Origin of the sequence: uncultured Microbulbifer sp., from assembly GCF_913055755.1 — a bacterium.
GTDB lineage: Bacteria > Pseudomonadota > Gammaproteobacteria > Pseudomonadales > Cellvibrionaceae > Microbulbifer.
Map to the genome: position 1 here is coordinate 1 of NZ_CAJXKH010000095.1, position 14,592 is coordinate 14,592.

Sequence of the window (14,592 nt, forward strand, 5' to 3'; positions counted from 1 at the left end):
GCGACTGGTGGGCGTCGCGCAGGACTACATCGGTAATCCCCAGTGGCTTTTTAACCTCAGTCATGGGTCGTCTCTCTAAATAATTTTTCTTAGTGATTTACGAATTGGTTAAACGCGTAACCAGCGAATAGGCGAAAACCGGCTTATCGGCGATTTTTGCGATGCTGTTCGATCGCAGCCTTGATGATTTTTTTCAGACGGACATCGTCCGTGCTGGCCGGTGCGCCTGACGCAACAGGTTCAGGCGCCGCCTCGGGAAGGAAGCGGCCGATAGCGCGGGACATGAGGGTGGTGCAGATGATGAGGACCAGCAGGAATGTGAAAACAATTCCCATGCCGAACAGCGTAATGTCCAGCCCCTGCTGCAATAGAGATTCCTGCATTGGAATTACCCCTTGTTATATTTTCGTTGCGGTACCCTTATTTTTGCGGGAGATATTATCAATACAACTTCCCTTTGAAATCAAACACTTATTAGTTACACAAGCAACCAAGATCCCGTAAGAAACAGGCAAAATCGACCATTTTCGTTACCAAAATGTGCACTTTGCCATTTCACCACGAGCGTCGGTTCTACGCGCAACGTTCCCTGCGCCAAAGAAATCCGTACAATTGTCACTCCGATGTAAACCCACCCAGACCACAGCACCGATTCAGACGCGCCATGCCCCAGAAACATCCGACTCCACTGATCTATCAGGCGCCCATGGAAGGGGTTATCGACCACCACGTTCGCGCCCTGCTCTCCGGGCTGGGCGGTATCGATGTATGTGTAACGGAGTTTGTCCGGGTCACTCACACCCGACTTCCGCGTCGTGTATTTACCCGCCTCTGTCCGGAGCTGGAACAAAATGCAATGACCCGCTCCGGAACACCGGTTCGTCTCCAGTTGCTGGGCGGTAATAGCGAATCCATGGCGCGCAATGCCGAACGTGCCGTCCGCGCGGGTGCACGGGCGATTGACCTCAATTTCGGCTGTCCGGCCAAAACCGTGAATAACAGCGATGGGGGCGCCTGCCTTTTACAGTCGCCACACCGGGTGGAATCCATTGTTGCCGCGGTAAGAAATGCGGTACCCACGGAAATCCCGGTCACCGCCAAGATTCGCCTGGGCTTTGCCGACCGCAGCAGCTACCTCGACAATGCCCGCGCCGCAGAGGCCGGCGGCGCCACAGAGCTAGCGGTGCACGCGCGCTCCAAGGTGGATGGATACCGCCCCCCAGCCTACTGGGAGTATATTGGTGAAATCCGCGCCCAGCTGGGTATCCGGGTGATCGCCAATGGCGACCTGTGGACGCTGGAAGACTTTAAACGCTGCCGTGAGGTGACCGGTTGTGACGCCTACATGTTCGGGCGCAGCCTGCTGGCGCGGCCGGATATCGGACTGCAGATTCGCGCGTTTTGTGAGGGCCGGGACTATACCCCCATGAACTGGCGGGAAATCGCACAGCTGCTCTACACCTATTACCAGACAACCCAGACACTTTACCCGGCCAAGTATCTGGGCAACCGGGTCAAACAGTGGCTGGCCTACCTGAAATTGAGCTACCCGGAAGCAACGGTCTTTTTCAATGCCATCAAACGGCACCGGGAACCGGAAGTGCTGGAAGCGGCTTTCCGACAGCAGCTCGATGGAAATACAGAAGCACCGGCCACCCTACCCTCAGACCAAAAAAATCGTGCCGCCTGACGCGGTATTGGCGCCGCCGAAACAAAGAGCAAAAAGTGCTTGCAAAGGCCCGACCGGCACGGCAGAATGCGCGCCCTATCGAGCTGAAGCCAAGGTGCTTCGCACAGGCAGAAGGCTCGGTAACTTGCGGATTTTTAAAGACTTTTTCAAAAAATCTTTAAAAAAAGAGTTGACGAAGACAAGGCAGCTCACTATAGTTCGCATCCACAACGACGCGCTCGTAGCTCAGCTGGATAGAGTACCTGGCTACGAACCAGGCGGTCGGAGGTTCGAATCCTCCCGAGCGCGCCATACAGAAAGCCCTGATCTCTCGCGAGATCGGGGCTTTTTCTTTTCTGCCTTACTATTTTCCCGGCAATCCCGGATCAACCGATCCGCCCTCGCCCCCCCTATCCCGGGTGACACCTCAGTCCTCCCGGCTTTTGGCCGCAAGCTTGTGCGCGTGCAGCTCCCAGTTCTGGCCGTCGAACTCGGTAATATTGACCGCCACGCCCTGGGTATCCAGGCAGTGGACATTGACATCCACCCCGTCGGGATTGGAGCGCGGAATATAAAACGGCTTTACCCCGCAGGTCTTGCAGAAAGTATGCTTCGCCACACCGGTGTTAAAGGTATAGGTTGTCAGCGCATCTTCTCCGCTGAGCTGACGAAAGCGACTGCGCGGCACAATCAAATGCAGGTAGCCCGACTTTTTACACACGGAACAATTGCAGTAGTCCGCCTCAACTACCTCCGGCGCCTCCACCTCAAAAGTCACCGCGCCACAATGGCAGCTCCCCCGGTAAATCATCCTCAACCCTCCCCTCGGCCCGTCAATTCAGGCAATCATTATCGTCTACAGGTTTCGGGGCACAGTATAAAAACAAAAACCCCGCGGCGGCGGGGTTTTTAAATCAGAAAAGTCGACGCTGCCGGGCCTATGCGTCTTCCCTGTAGCGTTCGGCATTGTTGCGCATGACGTCGGGAATAGGCGCCGTGGTACGCTGCTTCAGGTCGAACAGCACGGAGGTCGCCTTGTTGACCGCAGCCACTTCCGAGGTTTCACTGAGCACCAGTGTCTGCAGGTAAGTGATGGAGCTGTTGCCCACCCGCAGCGCCTGGCAGTCCACGTGCACCAGCGCCCCTTCCGGGACCTCTGCCTTGTAATCGATTTCGTGGCGGACATCGGCCCAGCCCAGCCTGCGCTCGCCCGCCACCATGGCATCGTGCCCCAGCAGCAACATGAAATGCTGCATCGCATCGTCAAACATTCCCACATAGTTGCGGGTATTCATGTGCCCCATTTCATCGCACAGCCAGGTGTGCGCCACGCCGGAGAATGTGCGAACGCTCGCCATTACTGATGCCCTTTGATCATCTGCAGCATGGTTTGCCAGGCATCTTCTGTCGCCTTGGCATCGTATACCGAGCCCGCCTCAATATTCGCCTGGTTGGGCTTGGCGTGATCGAAGGTATGGGTTGCCCCCGGATAGATCTTGAGGCTGAGTTTGCCGGCACCGGCGGGATGACTGGGCGCATAAGCCTGGCAGACTTCCTCCTCGATATAGCGGTCCTCAGTGCCGAGGAACATGACCGCATCCACGTCCACCGTCCACGGCTGCATGCAGGTTCCGTAGAACATGAAGGCACCCTGCACGCGGTCTGCAAAGCCGACCTGCGGCCAGGCCGCGAGGCCGATGGGCGCGGACTCGTCTGACGCCTGCGCCAGCGCAGACCAGATGGTGACCGCGCCGTGCGAAAAGCCCGCCAGGTACAGTTGGTCCGCGTCCACCTGCGGATCCTTTTTCACGTCTTCAATGGTGGCGAGGATATCCGCGGAGCGCTGCCAGGGAGTCATTACCTGTAAGTTACACGCCTGCTGCCAGTCGATGTTGCGCCCGGTGTAGCTGTCCACCGCAATCATGCCGATGCCGGCATCGTTCAGGCGTTTGGCCCAGTCCTTCTCGTGACTGGCGGTGGGCCCGCTGCAACCGTGGAAGAACAGCACCGTCGGCACTTTCTGCTTGCCCTTGGGAAAAAAGCGGTGGTCATGGGGCCGCAGATCTTTGCTGATGGCAGCAAGAGAGGTCTGCGCAACCGTCGCCTTGGCGTGGGCGATGGCATTCGCTACAAACGACTCCATGCTGCCCTCTTCCACCACACCTTCCAGTTCCTCGCGGCTCTCGTCCGCAGCGTAGCCAAAAGGCGTAAAGGCCAGAGCGGCCAGCAATACAAGTGACTTATACATCTTGGGAATCCTTATTCGCATAATTCTTCGATTGGTCGAAAACCAGTGCCTCTTTCGCCACCGCGCGACCAAAGTCGTCATTCAGCACCCGCAGCAGCGCGCGGAACACGACAAACAGAACCAGCGCCAACGGCAGCGCCAGAATGATGGTGAGAGACTTGACCGTCTGCAGGCCACTGGCAAACAGCAGCCCCACTGCAATCAGGGCGAGGGCAAATGCCCACGCAACCCGGTTGCGCTTGCCCGGCTCCTGTTCCCCGTACAGGTTTTTGGTACTGATACTGGCGAGCACATAGGCGGAAGAGTCCAGGGTTGTCGCCAGGAAAACAAAGCTCAGCAGGGTAAATGCGGCAAGCACCAGCTGGCTGAACGGCAGGGTCCTGACAATCTCGACCACCGTAGCCGGAATACCGCGCTCACTCAGCAGTTGCGAAACTTCCAGAGTGCCCGAGAGCTCCAGGTTCAGCGCGTAAGAGCCACAGATACTGAGGAACGAAATGCACCCCAGGCTGCCCCACAGGATGATACCGAGCACCATCTGGCGAATCGTGCGCCCGCGGGAAATACGCCCGAAAAACAGCCCCATCAGCGGCGCATAGGCAATCCACCAGGCCCAGTAGAACAGGGTCCAGGCATCGGGGAAGCCGCCGTGTTTGACCGGGTCAAGCCAGAAACTGATACGGGGAAAGTTGTCCAGCATCAGGCCGACACTGTTCGCCGACATCGACAGGATGAATACCGTGGGGCCGGCGAGCAGAACCAGCAGCACCAGGGCAATGGCGAGAAAAATATTGATATCACTGAGGATGCGGATTCCGGCCTTCAATCCCTTATAGGCACTGACGCCAAAAATCAGCGTCCAGACGGCAATAACGCCCAGGCGCGTCATCAGGGTTTCTTCAATGCCCAAAAACGATGTGGTCAGCGCGGAAACCAGCGGAACCCCGAGACCCAGTGAGGTACCGGCGCCGCCGATCAACCCGAGAATAATCAGGGTATCAATCACCGAGCCCATCCAGCCGTCGGCGCGATCCCCCAGCACCGGCCGGCACACTTCCGAGATCCGCAGGAACGGGCGGTGGCGCACATGCAGAATATAGGCAACCGCTACCGACGGCACCGCATACATGGCCCAGGGCACGAAGCTCCAGTGGAACAGCGTGTACATATGCCCCCACTCGGCGGCTTTCGCAGAGTGCGGCTCAATATGCAGCGGCGGCGTGGACAGGTAATAGATCGGCTCGACAAACGACCAGCTCACCAGGCCGATACCGATCCCGGCGGAAAACATCATCGCCGCCCAGCTCAGCTCCGAATACTCCGGCGGTTCATCGGTGCGCGCGAGCTTGACCTGGCCGAAGCGGCCGAATGCCAGCCACAAGGCAAACACGAAAGTACCAAAGCCAAAGAATACAAACAGCCAGCCGAACTGACTGGTGACCAGCGACATGAGGTGTGCCGCCAGCGCCTGCGCCTGCTCTGGTTTGAACACCAGGAAGCAGGCGGCAATCAAGGCAATACCGAAGGCGGGAATAAATACCGGCAGGTCCAGTTTCGGCTGACCCTGGGTTGGGGATGTTTTCACTCGCTTTTTTCCTGTTCAGGATAAATAGCGGAGGTGCCGGTTGCTACCGGCACCTCCGAGCGGGACGGCATAACGGGCGGACTTCAGAAGAAATCGCGCGTTACGCTGATACCCCAGGTCATGGGCTCACCCATGATTGCGAAGCCCATCCCGGACTGCTCAAATGCGTGCACGATGTACTCTTCATCGGTCAGGTTCTTGCCCCACAGGGATACCTTCAGGCCCGCATAGTTGTCCCATGTGGCGTTGGCGTTCGCCAGGGTGTGGCCATCATCGGACGCGGCGGCATCGTTACCCACGCTGTAATACACCGTGTCCTGATACATCACATTGGTGTTGAAGTTGATGGCGGAGCCATTGCCCAAAATCCACTCGTAATTGATGCTCGCGGATGCGGAGTGCTCCGGCGTGCGCGCCAGGTTGTTGCCAACAATTGCAGGATCGGATTCGAAACTCACGTATTCGGAATCCGTATAACCGTAGTTGAGCGCCAGCATCAGCGCATCGGTCACCAGCGCAGACGCCTCCAGCTCAACCCCGCGAATTTCCGCATCGCCGGTCGCGGTTTCAACCTGCCCGGTTTCCAGGTCGACGGTAAAGCTCTGCAGGTCGCTGTAATCGAGATAGAACACGGCACCGTTCAGGCGCACGCGCTGGCCGAGCATGCTGCTCTTGAAGCCCAGCTCGTAGTTGGTGGCATTTTCCGGATCGAAGGCGACGGTAGCGCCCTGTTCGGTTGCGGCAATACCATTGAAACCACCGGCCTTGTACCCCTGGGAGATGGTCGCGTATACGATGTCCGCGTCTTCGGTGGTATAGGTAAGCGTGGCTTTCGGGGTGAACTTTTTCCAGTTCTTCTCTTCCGCGACTGCGTAGTCCTCGGCCAGGAAACCGAACAGGTCCGGAGCGCCGGTGGCGACACTGGAGAAGTCCTTGTTGTCGTATGTGTAGCGGCCACCCAGTGCCGCACTCAGTGCGGGGCTGAAGTGGTAGGTTGCTTCACCGAACACCGCGTAGCTGGTGGTTTTGTTGCTGGCATCCCACAGCGGGCGCGAGCTCAGGCCCGCGTAACCCATCAGGTCGTACACGCGGGAGGAGTCGAAGCTCTCCACCCGGTCAACTTCTTCCTGGAACAGATACAGGCCGGTGGTCCACTCCAGGCTTTCACTTCCGGCAGACTGGATACGCAGTTCCTGGCTGAACTGGCTGGATTCCTCTTGTGCGTCATTGGTCATGGCCGCGCCCACCGGTGCCAGGTAGCGCCCCATGACGTCATCATTGAACGCGTAGTCCTGAGTGCGGTAGGCCGTGATGGAGATCAGGTCCACCGTTTCCAGGGAGTGCGTCAGCTTGGCGGACACGCCGTACATGTCGCGCTCGGCAAAACCGTCAACGAAATTGTCGACCCGGTCCGCTTCGCCTTCGGTGGGGTGCGCCACACCGAAAATATCCTGGTAGCCGGTGATGCTGCGCGCACCGGAACCCACCAGGTCGTCGGTGGCGTAGTCGGCACTCAACATCAGGTCGGTGCGATCACCCAGCTCTACCGCCAGCTTGCCGCGGGCTGAGAGATTGTCCTGGTTGCCCAGCTCGTTGCCGGTATTCACGTTTTCGATCCAGCCATCCCGGGTGCGCCGGGAGATGGCAACACGACCGTTTACCGATTCCGCCAGCGGGCCGCTCAGCATGCCGCGGAACTCTTTCAGGTTGTAATTGCCTCCGGTTACCTTGGCCTTCGCCTCGAAGGTGTCGGTGGGGTTATTGGTAATCACATTGATTGCACCGCCGGCAACGTTGCGACCGTACAGGGAGCCCTGCGGTCCGCGCAGTACTTCCACCCGCTGCACATCGAACATGTCGGCGCGGTAGCCACCGGCGCGACCCGCGTAGACTTCGTCAATAAATACACCAACGGACGCATCGTCACCCACGGAGCTGGAGTTGGTACCTACACCGCGGATATACGGCTGCGGGGTTACCGGGTTGTAGGAAGACAAAGAAAATCCCGGAGTCATTGCGGAGACGTCTTCAACGTCGAGCATATTGCCCCGCTCCATCGCTTCTTCACCGAAGGCGGATACCGCGATGGGGACGCTCTGCAGGTTCTGGGATTTTCTCTGGGCAGTGACGGTCACTTCTTCCAGGGACAGGTTGCCTTTGTTGTCGCCCGCGCTTTGCGCCGCAGCGCTCTGGCTGATGATTGCCACCAGGGAGGCGGAAATCACCTTGGACAAGGGGTTTAATTTGGGGAGGGATTCAGACGTTTGACTATGAGGTCGCATTCAACTTCCAATGAGTTATTGATCGTATAGGCTTCAAAAATATCCACCCGGGCGAAAAGTTGGCCTTATCCTACTGCCTGGTCAGGCATATACTTTTTAAAATGCGACGAATTCTTAATCAATTACGACATGACCGATAAGTCCCACGAACTAGACACCCTGGATACATTTCAACCACCCAAATTCGGGCAGAGTGATGTGGTTCACATCGGCTTTGTGCTGATCCCCCAGTTTTCCTTTTTTGCCCTGGCCTGCTGCTCCGAGCCCCTGCGGGTTGCCAACCGCCTGGCCGATCGGCAGTTATTCGAGTTCACCTTCCTGTCCGAAGGCGGTGAGCCCGTTACCGCCTCCAACGGCGTGTCGCTGGAAGTCCAGTACAGCCTCGCCGACTGCCCCGTCGAATACCAAACCGTGGTCGTCATCTCCGGCTTCAATCCCCTGGAGGGCTGCGGGGATACGCTGTATTCGGAGCTGCGCCGGCTTGCCGCCAACGGTGTCAGCCTTGGGTGCGTGGATACCGGGGCCCACATCCTGGCCAAAGCCGGCCTGTTGCAGGGGCAAAAAGCGGTGGTGCACTGGGAGGCCAGCAGCGGCTTTCAGGAGAGTTACCCCTCCATCCAGGTGGTACCCGAGCGCTTCATTATTGAGGAAAGCCGGGTGTCCGCCGCCGGCGGACTGAGCAGTCTCGATATGATGCTGAACATTATCCGCGCGGCTCATGGCCAGAAACTGGCGACTGCGGTCGCCGAGCAGTTCACCTATACCCACGTGCAGAGCGCCGATGACGCCCAGCGCATGAGCCTGCGCAGCAGACTCAGCACCACCAACAAGCGCCTGATCCAGACGGTGCAGATTATGGAAAAGAACCTCGCCGCTCCGCTTTCCATCAAGCAACTCGCGGAGCGTTCACAGTCCTCGGTGCGGGAACTCGAGCGCCTGTTCCAGAAGGAACTGGGGACACCGCCCAAGCGCTATTACCGGCAGCTGCGGCTGGAAAAAGCCCGCCAGCTGCTGCGGCAGACGGATATGACGGTTCTCGAGATTGCCATTTCCTGCGGCTTTCAGTCCGCAGCCTATTTCAGTGCCGCCTACCGCCAGGACTTTGGAGTCAGTCCCAGCAAAGATCGCCAGCTGCCCGCAGGCTAGCGCCCGATCGCGACCACCGCCTCGCTTCAGCAGCCGGCCCCACTGCTTTTTATTGCGTTTTTTCACCACCCTTGTCGGAAATTCGAAATTTCACCGCGCTTTTCTGCGAGCCATTTTCAGCCCATTCAATAGCATTTGCCGCCGAAGCCTCCCTTATCTCTACCGGAGCGAAAGCCAAATGCAGATGAACAACAACGTGATCATCACCTGCGCCCTTACCGGCGCCGGGGCCACCACCGACAAGAGTCCCCACGTACCCGTAACCCCGCAGCAGATTGCGGAAGACGCCATCGCCGCCGCCAAAGCCGGCGCAGCCATCGCCCACATTCACGTGCGCGATCCGGAAACCGGCGCGCCCAGCCGCTCCGTAGCCCTCTACCGCGAGGTGGTCGAGCGCATTCGCGAATCGGACACCGATGTAGTGATCAACCTGACCGCCGGCATGGGCGGAGACCTGCTGCTGGGCCCCGACGAGAACCCCATGGCGTTCGCCGAAGGTACCGATGTGGTTGGCGGTATCGAGCGATTGGCCCATATCGAAGAACTGCGCCCGGAAATCTGCACCCTTGATTGCGGCTCGCTCAATTTTGGCGATGGCAACCTGGTTTACATCTCCTCCCCGGAAATGCTGCGCCTCGGCGCCAAGCGCGTGCAGGAACTGGGCGTAAAACCGGAACTGGAAATTTTCGACACCGGCAATCTCTGGTTCGCCAACCAGATGATGGCCGAGGGCCTGCTCGACGAGCCGCCCCTGTTCCAGCTGTGCATGGGTATTCCCTGGGGCGCGCCGCCGGATATCGGCACCCTCAAGTCCATGGTGGACAATCTGCCGAACGGCGCCCAGTGGGCGGGCTTCGGTATCGGTCGCCATCAATTCCCCATGGCCACCCAGGTGATGCTGATGGGCGGCAACATGCGCGTCGGCCTGGAAGACAACCTCTACCTGAAGCGCGGTGAGCTCGCGACCAATGCGCAACTGGTAGAAAAGGCCAGCAACATTGTGGAGCTGCTCGGCGGCTCTGTTGCGACACCGGCGGAAGCCCGTGAGCGCCTGAACCTGAAAGTACAGGGATAAGGAGAGCCATATGTCACATGCAGCAGTTATCGGTACCGGAGTGATTGGTGCCGGATGGGTCGCACGCCTGCTGGCGAATGGCCACGACGTTATCGCCTGGGATCCCGGTGCAGAAGCAGAACGCAAATTGCGCGAGAGCATCGATACCGCTTGGCCGGCGCTGGAGAAAGTCGGGCTGGTAACCGGCGCGAGCAGGGATCGCCTGCGGTTCGCCAACTCGCTGGCCGAAGCCTGTGAAGGGGCCTACTTCATCCAGGAAAACGCCCCCGAGCGCGAGTCCATGAAAATAGGCCTGCTGGCTGACATCAGCCGCGCCGCACCGGCAGATGCCCTGATCGGTTCCTCCACCTCCGGATTCAAGCCATCCGTGCTGCAGCAGCAAATGGTTGCCCCGGAGCGCTTTGTAGTCAGCCACCCGTTCAACCCCGTGTACCTGCTGCCGCTGGTAGAAGTAGTCGGCGGTGAGCAGACTTCCAGTGCAACCATCGAACGCGCGCAGACCTTCTTCAAGGAAATCGGCATGCACCCGCTGCATGTCCGCAATGAAATTGACGGCCACCTGTCAGATCGCCTGCTGGAAGCCGTATGGCGCGAGATCCTGCACCTGGTGAATGATGGCATCGCCACCACCGGCGAGCTGGACCAGGCCATCACCTACGGCCCCGGCCTGCGCTGGGCGTTTATGGGCACCAACCTCACCTACCATCTGGCCGGCGGCGAAACCGGCATGCGCCATATGCTTGAACAGTTCGGTCCGGCCCTGAAACTGCCGTGGACCAAACTGGAAGCGCCGGAACTGAATGACCAGCTGATCGACCGCATGGTGGAAGGCACCCAACAGCAGGCCGGGGACAAGTCCATTCGTGAGCTGGAAGCCCTGCGGGACAACTGCCTGGTGCGCATCATGGAAGCGCTCAGTGAATATGAAGTAGGTGCGGGCAAGGTATTGGCGGAGCACCGGGCACGTCTTGCATGACACCCTCTCCATGAAGCACTGAGGCCGTTCAGCTGCATATAACCCTAAACCCCACTCATGTGGGGTTTAGGGTTCAGTAAACCACTACACCACTTCCTCTTTGCCTTCCCTGTGGCCACGGGAAAAAGGGCTCCCAGATGCGCAGGGCACGGGCGATACCGACCCGCTGGGGTCAGTATGGCCACGGCGGACAATTGCTGACCTTGTGGTCGACACCGTAGAAGCGGTCAACGCCGTTCTGGAATTCCTGCAGGAGCGTACCGTCTTCGAGGCGGTTGCAGGATGCGATATGGGCACCATCTCCGTAAAGGTAACTGAAGAGCAGCTTGCCGTAGCGGAGTGAATACATGTCCTCATATGCTTGCTCGTAGACATTGTTGCGTACGGTGCAGCTACTGCCCTCCCCCCCACACCGAATCGTCCGCAGGCCCCAGACCCGGAAAAAATTATCCTCGATCAAAAGCTGCACATGTGACTCGCCCTCCGCGAATATCGCGTCGGTCTTGGGTCCATCGGCATTGGCCCAGAAGTAATTGCCGCGGATAACCGCGGAGCCTGAAGTCGGTACAACACCGAACTGAAAACCGTCTGCGTGGGACTCAGGCGTGAGCGTCAGCGAGTGCATGTAGCTGTACGTGACCTCGAGACCGTCATTGTTACCGCTAAGAAAGAAGAGATCCTCGCAACCGCGCGTTTCGGTGCGATGGACGACAAAGTCTTGATAATCGATGAGCCGGAATACCTTGGTCGGCGTTGTGCACTTCACCAGGCTGTATTCTATCCGCGCATTCTCGTGGTCGGTGGCCTTAACCGGATAGAAGGAGTCACATTGAATCACGACGTTGCGCAGGGTCACATCGTCACTTTCGATTCTCAGGCAGCCGTTGATAACCACGTTTTCAATTGTGGTCGGCGAGGTAATCGTCATCGGTCCGCTGTAGGCGGCGGTGGGAAAAGGCGCAATCACGCCCGGCCCGATGTTAACACCGACATCGCTGGGGCCCACGTGGACATAGGGACCGCCGCGCAATTCCGGCTGCAATGCTTCTGTGGCCTCCCCCTCCTTATATGAGCTACTGCCTGCCGCAACCGCAAAACCTGCTCCGAGAGCAATAAAAAGGGACACGATCCATCGCATGAAAAGCTCCTGCCGCTGACAAGAAATTTAGCCGCGCAAGAAGCCTAGCCCAAGCTGCCCAAGCCGCGTTACTACTGACGCCCAAAAGCACTTGTTGGGGCTATTTCTGAACACTATGGAAAGACCACACTTAGTGTCGCCCTCGACCACGGACAGTCTTGTGCGCCCTATGCGCGAGAATGGAAGTACTGCGAACTAAAATGTGCAAAAGGTAACAGCCCCACGGAGGGCAGAAGGCCAAGAGCAACCTGCCCGGCTTTGTGAAATCTGGCAGAGACTTAGCCCTCGGAGCGCCGTTTTTGCTGCGCTTCCAAATAGGTTCTACGAGCTTGCTCATCACAATATTTAGCATTCGACTGCCGCTCTCGTGAACTTACTGAGGCAGAAGAATAGTTTTCCTGACACCAGTCGCTATCTTTTCTATCCGGATATGGGCCTTTAGGCGTATCAATACTAACGACATTCCCTGAGCTTGAGCAGCCAGTAGCCGCTAGCGACAAAAGAGCGAGAGCAATAAATAATTTTGAATTTTTCATACTTTCTCTCCTTAGAATTTTACGCTCGGTTTAGGGGAGACTGGTGCGTAACGTAAGCCTTCCCAACCGCGTTTTTCACGGCACCTATAATCGCTTGTATGGTTTTACGGCCAACCAAGAAGCATGCCGCATGACCATAGAAGCTTCAACGAAAGTGACCAAAGCAAGACGTCGACTGCATTGCTTTTGTTAGATGTGGTTTAGCCGCGACCTTCAACTTGCAGCGCATACGCCCAGTCTGCATCTGATCCTGATTTTATTGCCTGATAAAATGCTACATACATTTTCTTAATCTTTAAAATCCGCTTCATTTGACCATCAAACGCTAGCCTATCAGACTCTCTATACATCGTGTGATGACATTTGAAATTCTCGCGAGCTTCTTGAAGCGAGTAATCTGAGTTTGGCCCTCCGCGAACGATACTAGCATCATCGTTATCCTGGCCATCATCCTCCCAGAAGCAAATGGTGCAGATGTCATAACCAGCCCGCTCATCAAGAGTGGGCATATAACAGCACGGACATAAATATCGTTCCCGATACATTGCCCAACTCTTTTTCTTATTTACCTGCTCGACATACCAATGGAACCAGCTTTCGCTCATAGTGCAGTCCAATGCGCAGAACAGCTACACATCAATAACCGGCAGCCGAAGCGTTGCTTGGCTGTCCGGCGCCGTAGGCGCGTAGCTCATTGATTTGTAATGAATTGGTACTTGCTTCCATGGTACCAGTTCTCTACTCTTAGCTACATGAACCACTCAGCCAAATTTCCATACGAGTTTCGAATATCCCTAGCGGACGATGACGTGTCTGCTGGGGACGTAGCTCAATGGTAGAGCAGCGGGTTTATACTCCGTAGCGCCAGATAAGCGGCTGGTTGTGGGTTCGAATCCCACCGTCCCTACCACACACCTAAACTCCTTGTAATTTTCTTATTGGTTTAATTCCAAGGCATTTCTGCGCCTGGAATTTTTCGTGTATATGCCGCCGGAAAAATTCATACGCCCGCAGCATAGCGTTGGGCGTCCCGAGGAGGCCCGAAGGGCCGTAGCAACCTGCCTGTACTTGTTAAGTGCATGTTCGGAGTACTTGACAACCCGCCCACTCGATACCATATTTAGGTACTTATTGGTATTCGGAGGGCATATGGCCAAGAACACTAGCATGACCCTAGGGTCACACTTTGATGAATTTATAGCCAAAGAAGTGGCCAGCGGCCGCTATGGCTCCGCGAGTGAGGTCGTTCGTGCAGGTTTGCGGTTACTCGAAGATACCGAAACCAAGCTGGAAACACTGCGCTCACTTCTACAGGAAGGCGAGCAAAGCGGTTTTACCGATTATACATATGAGTCATTTATTGCCGAGCTTGATGAAAAGAAAACTCCATGAGTTCATTTAAGTTAAGCCACAAAGCAAAAGATGACTTGAAAAGAATTGCCAAATTTATCGAGCGTCGCTGGGGAGTAGCCCAGCGGAACGTCTATATTAAAAAATTTGACGATGCCTTTCATGACCTCGCCGAATCTCCACTATCTGGTGTGAGCAGCGAAAATATACAATCCGGTTACCGGAAAATTCCGCACGGTGCTCACATTATTTTTTACAAAATTGGTGAAAATAATTGCGTTGAGATAATAAGAATTCTTCACCAAAGCATGGACGTAAGATCGAAGCTCCTAAGCACTTAACGAGCCTATAGAAAAACGACACTATCTGTCGCCCTCACTCGGCTGCTTTCAATTAAATTTTTGTTGTTCACGATTTAATCACACATCTTTAACATCACGCTTGTGTGTATTTTCGCCATATTTCGCGCAGCCGAGTGTGGTTAACCCTGTGAATCAGTGTATCGCGCCATATCGCATCAATTTTCCGATGTTATGCACTAAACAAAACATCTGCCATTGTCCCTGCACTTTGCGTTTGCCACGCAA

Annotated in this window: 15 protein-coding genes and 2 tRNA genes; 8 read left to right on the forward strand and 9 right to left on the reverse strand. The window is 56.6% G+C overall.

What is annotated here, in order from left to right; genetic code table 11:
- Positions 1-143: 143 nt before the first annotated feature.
- Entirely contained in the window at positions 144-383 is a 240-nt protein-coding gene (locus QZ511_RS13935; RefSeq protein ID WP_295803222.1) for an OadG family transporter subunit, read from the reverse strand.
- Between the two features lie 281 nt (positions 384-664).
- On the opposite strand from QZ511_RS13935, the gene QZ511_RS13940 reads away from it, so the two are divergent.
- Both QZ511_RS13940 and QZ511_RS13945 read left to right on the forward strand, forming a co-directional pair.
- Entirely contained in the window at positions 665-1,690 is a 1,026-nt protein-coding gene (locus tag QZ511_RS13940; RefSeq protein ID WP_295803223.1) for a tRNA-dihydrouridine synthase, read from the forward strand.
- A 214-nt stretch (positions 1,691-1,904) separates the two neighbouring features.
- Positions 1,905-1,981: transfer RNA gene (locus QZ511_RS13945), tRNA-Arg, on the forward strand.
- 115 nt (positions 1,982-2,096) lie between these two features.
- On the opposite strand, the gene QZ511_RS13950 is transcribed toward QZ511_RS13945, so the two are convergent.
- The 5 genes from QZ511_RS13950 to QZ511_RS13970 form a co-directional block, all read right to left on the reverse strand.
- Positions 2,097-2,480 carry a GFA family protein gene (locus QZ511_RS13950; RefSeq protein ID WP_295803225.1) on the reverse strand — a complete coding sequence of 128 codons (384 nt, stop codon included), beginning with the start codon at positions 2,478-2,480 and terminating at the stop codon, positions 2,097-2,099.
- Between the two features lie 127 nt (positions 2,481-2,607).
- The gene (locus QZ511_RS13955; protein WP_295803227.1) at positions 2,608-3,027 is read right to left on the reverse strand and encodes a thioesterase family protein; all 420 of its coding nucleotides are present in this window, start codon (positions 3,025-3,027) and stop codon (positions 2,608-2,610) included.
- A complete protein-coding gene (locus tag QZ511_RS13960; protein ID WP_295803228.1) occupies positions 3,027-3,917 on the reverse strand; it encodes a dienelactone hydrolase family protein in 891 nt (296 codons plus the stop codon). The genes QZ511_RS13955 and QZ511_RS13960 overlap by 1 nt, the downstream gene beginning before the upstream one ends.
- The gene (locus tag QZ511_RS13965; RefSeq protein WP_295803229.1) at positions 3,910-5,502 is read right to left on the reverse strand and encodes a BCCT family transporter; all 1,593 of its coding nucleotides are present in this window, start codon (positions 5,500-5,502) and stop codon (positions 3,910-3,912) included. Before QZ511_RS13965 ends, QZ511_RS13960 begins: the two co-directional genes overlap by 8 nt.
- 83 nt (positions 5,503-5,585) lie before the next feature.
- Positions 5,586-7,727 (reverse strand): TonB-dependent receptor, encoded by a 2,142-nt coding sequence (locus QZ511_RS13970; RefSeq protein ID WP_295803246.1) that lies wholly within the window; start codon positions 7,725-7,727, stop codon positions 5,586-5,588.
- Between the two features lie 186 nt (positions 7,728-7,913).
- Here QZ511_RS13970 and QZ511_RS13975 point away from each other — a divergent pair, with 186 nt between their 5' ends.
- The 3 genes from QZ511_RS13975 to QZ511_RS13985 all read left to right on the forward strand — a co-directional run bounded on the left by QZ511_RS13975 (position 7,914) and on the right by QZ511_RS13985 (position 10,981).
- Complete coding sequence (locus QZ511_RS13975) at positions 7,914-8,930, forward strand: GlxA family transcriptional regulator (protein ID WP_295803231.1); 1,017 nt, start codon at positions 7,914-7,916, stop codon at positions 8,928-8,930.
- A 178-nt stretch (positions 8,931-9,108) separates the two neighbouring features.
- On the forward strand, positions 9,109-10,005 hold the full coding sequence (locus QZ511_RS13980; RefSeq protein WP_295803232.1) for a 3-keto-5-aminohexanoate cleavage protein: 897 nt from the start codon (positions 9,109-9,111) through the stop codon (positions 10,003-10,005).
- A gap of 10 nt (positions 10,006-10,015) precedes the next feature.
- Entirely contained in the window at positions 10,016-10,981 is a 966-nt protein-coding gene (locus QZ511_RS13985) for an L-carnitine dehydrogenase (RefSeq protein WP_295803233.1), read from the forward strand.
- A 172-nt stretch (positions 10,982-11,153) separates the two neighbouring features.
- Here the strand turns inward: QZ511_RS13985 and QZ511_RS13990 are convergent, their stop codons facing one another.
- The 3 genes from QZ511_RS13990 to QZ511_RS14000 form a co-directional block, all read right to left on the reverse strand.
- Positions 11,154-12,119: a hypothetical protein gene (locus QZ511_RS13990; protein WP_295803235.1), complete on the reverse strand. Its 966-nt coding sequence runs from the start codon at positions 12,117-12,119 to the stop codon at positions 11,154-11,156.
- Positions 12,120-12,397: 278 nt separating this feature from the next.
- Positions 12,398-12,655, reverse strand: a complete 258-nt coding sequence (locus QZ511_RS13995; RefSeq protein ID WP_295803237.1) for a hypothetical protein — start codon at positions 12,653-12,655, stop codon at positions 12,398-12,400.
- Positions 12,656-12,855: 200 nt separating this feature from the next.
- Positions 12,856-13,260, reverse strand: coding sequence for a CPCC family cysteine-rich protein (locus QZ511_RS14000; RefSeq protein WP_295803238.1), 405 nt, complete (start codon positions 13,258-13,260; stop codon positions 12,856-12,858).
- A 213-nt stretch (positions 13,261-13,473) separates the two neighbouring features.
- On the opposite strand from QZ511_RS14000, the gene QZ511_RS14005 reads away from it, so the two are divergent.
- From QZ511_RS14005 to QZ511_RS14015, 3 genes are all read left to right on the forward strand, one after another.
- Positions 13,474-13,565: transfer RNA gene (locus QZ511_RS14005), tRNA-Ile, on the forward strand.
- Between the two features lie 239 nt (positions 13,566-13,804).
- A complete protein-coding gene (locus QZ511_RS14010) occupies positions 13,805-14,047 on the forward strand; it encodes a type II toxin-antitoxin system ParD family antitoxin (protein WP_105103720.1) in 243 nt (80 codons plus the stop codon).
- Positions 14,044-14,346: a type II toxin-antitoxin system RelE/ParE family toxin gene (locus tag QZ511_RS14015; protein WP_295803244.1), complete on the forward strand. Its 303-nt coding sequence runs from the start codon at positions 14,044-14,046 to the stop codon at positions 14,344-14,346. Before QZ511_RS14010 ends, QZ511_RS14015 begins: the two co-directional genes overlap by 4 nt.
- Positions 14,347-14,592: the final 246 nt, after the last annotated feature.

Coding starts and splice junctions, on each gene's coding strand:
- QZ511_RS13935 (WP_295803222.1), bottom strand. CDS start 383: ATGCAGGAATCTCTATTGCAGCAGGGGCTGGACATTACGCTGTTCGGC.
- QZ511_RS13940 (WP_295803223.1), top strand. CDS start 665: ATGCCCCAGAAACATCCGACTCCACTGATCTATCAGGCGCCCATGGAA.
- QZ511_RS13950 (WP_295803225.1), bottom strand. CDS start 2,480: ATGATTTACCGGGGGAGCTGCCATTGTGGCGCGGTGACTTTTGAGGTG.
- QZ511_RS13955 (WP_295803227.1), bottom strand. CDS start 3,027: ATGGCGAGCGTTCGCACATTCTCCGGCGTGGCGCACACCTGGCTGTGC.
- QZ511_RS13960 (WP_295803228.1), bottom strand. CDS start 3,917: ATGTATAAGTCACTTGTATTGCTGGCCGCTCTGGCCTTTACGCCTTTT.
- QZ511_RS13975 (WP_295803231.1), top strand. CDS start 7,914: ATGACCGATAAGTCCCACGAACTAGACACCCTGGATACATTTCAACCA.
- QZ511_RS13980 (WP_295803232.1), top strand. CDS start 9,109: ATGCAGATGAACAACAACGTGATCATCACCTGCGCCCTTACCGGCGCC.
- QZ511_RS13985 (WP_295803233.1), top strand. CDS start 10,016: ATGTCACATGCAGCAGTTATCGGTACCGGAGTGATTGGTGCCGGATGG.
- QZ511_RS13990 (WP_295803235.1), bottom strand. CDS start 12,119: ATGCGATGGATCGTGTCCCTTTTTATTGCTCTCGGAGCAGGTTTTGCG.
- QZ511_RS13995 (WP_295803237.1), bottom strand. CDS start 12,655: ATGAAAAATTCAAAATTATTTATTGCTCTCGCTCTTTTGTCGCTAGCG.
- QZ511_RS14000 (WP_295803238.1), bottom strand. CDS start 13,260: ATGAGCGAAAGCTGGTTCCATTGGTATGTCGAGCAGGTAAATAAGAAA.
- QZ511_RS14010 (WP_105103720.1), top strand. CDS start 13,805: ATGGCCAAGAACACTAGCATGACCCTAGGGTCACACTTTGATGAATTT.
- QZ511_RS14015 (WP_295803244.1), top strand. CDS start 14,044: ATGAGTTCATTTAAGTTAAGCCACAAAGCAAAAGATGACTTGAAAAGA.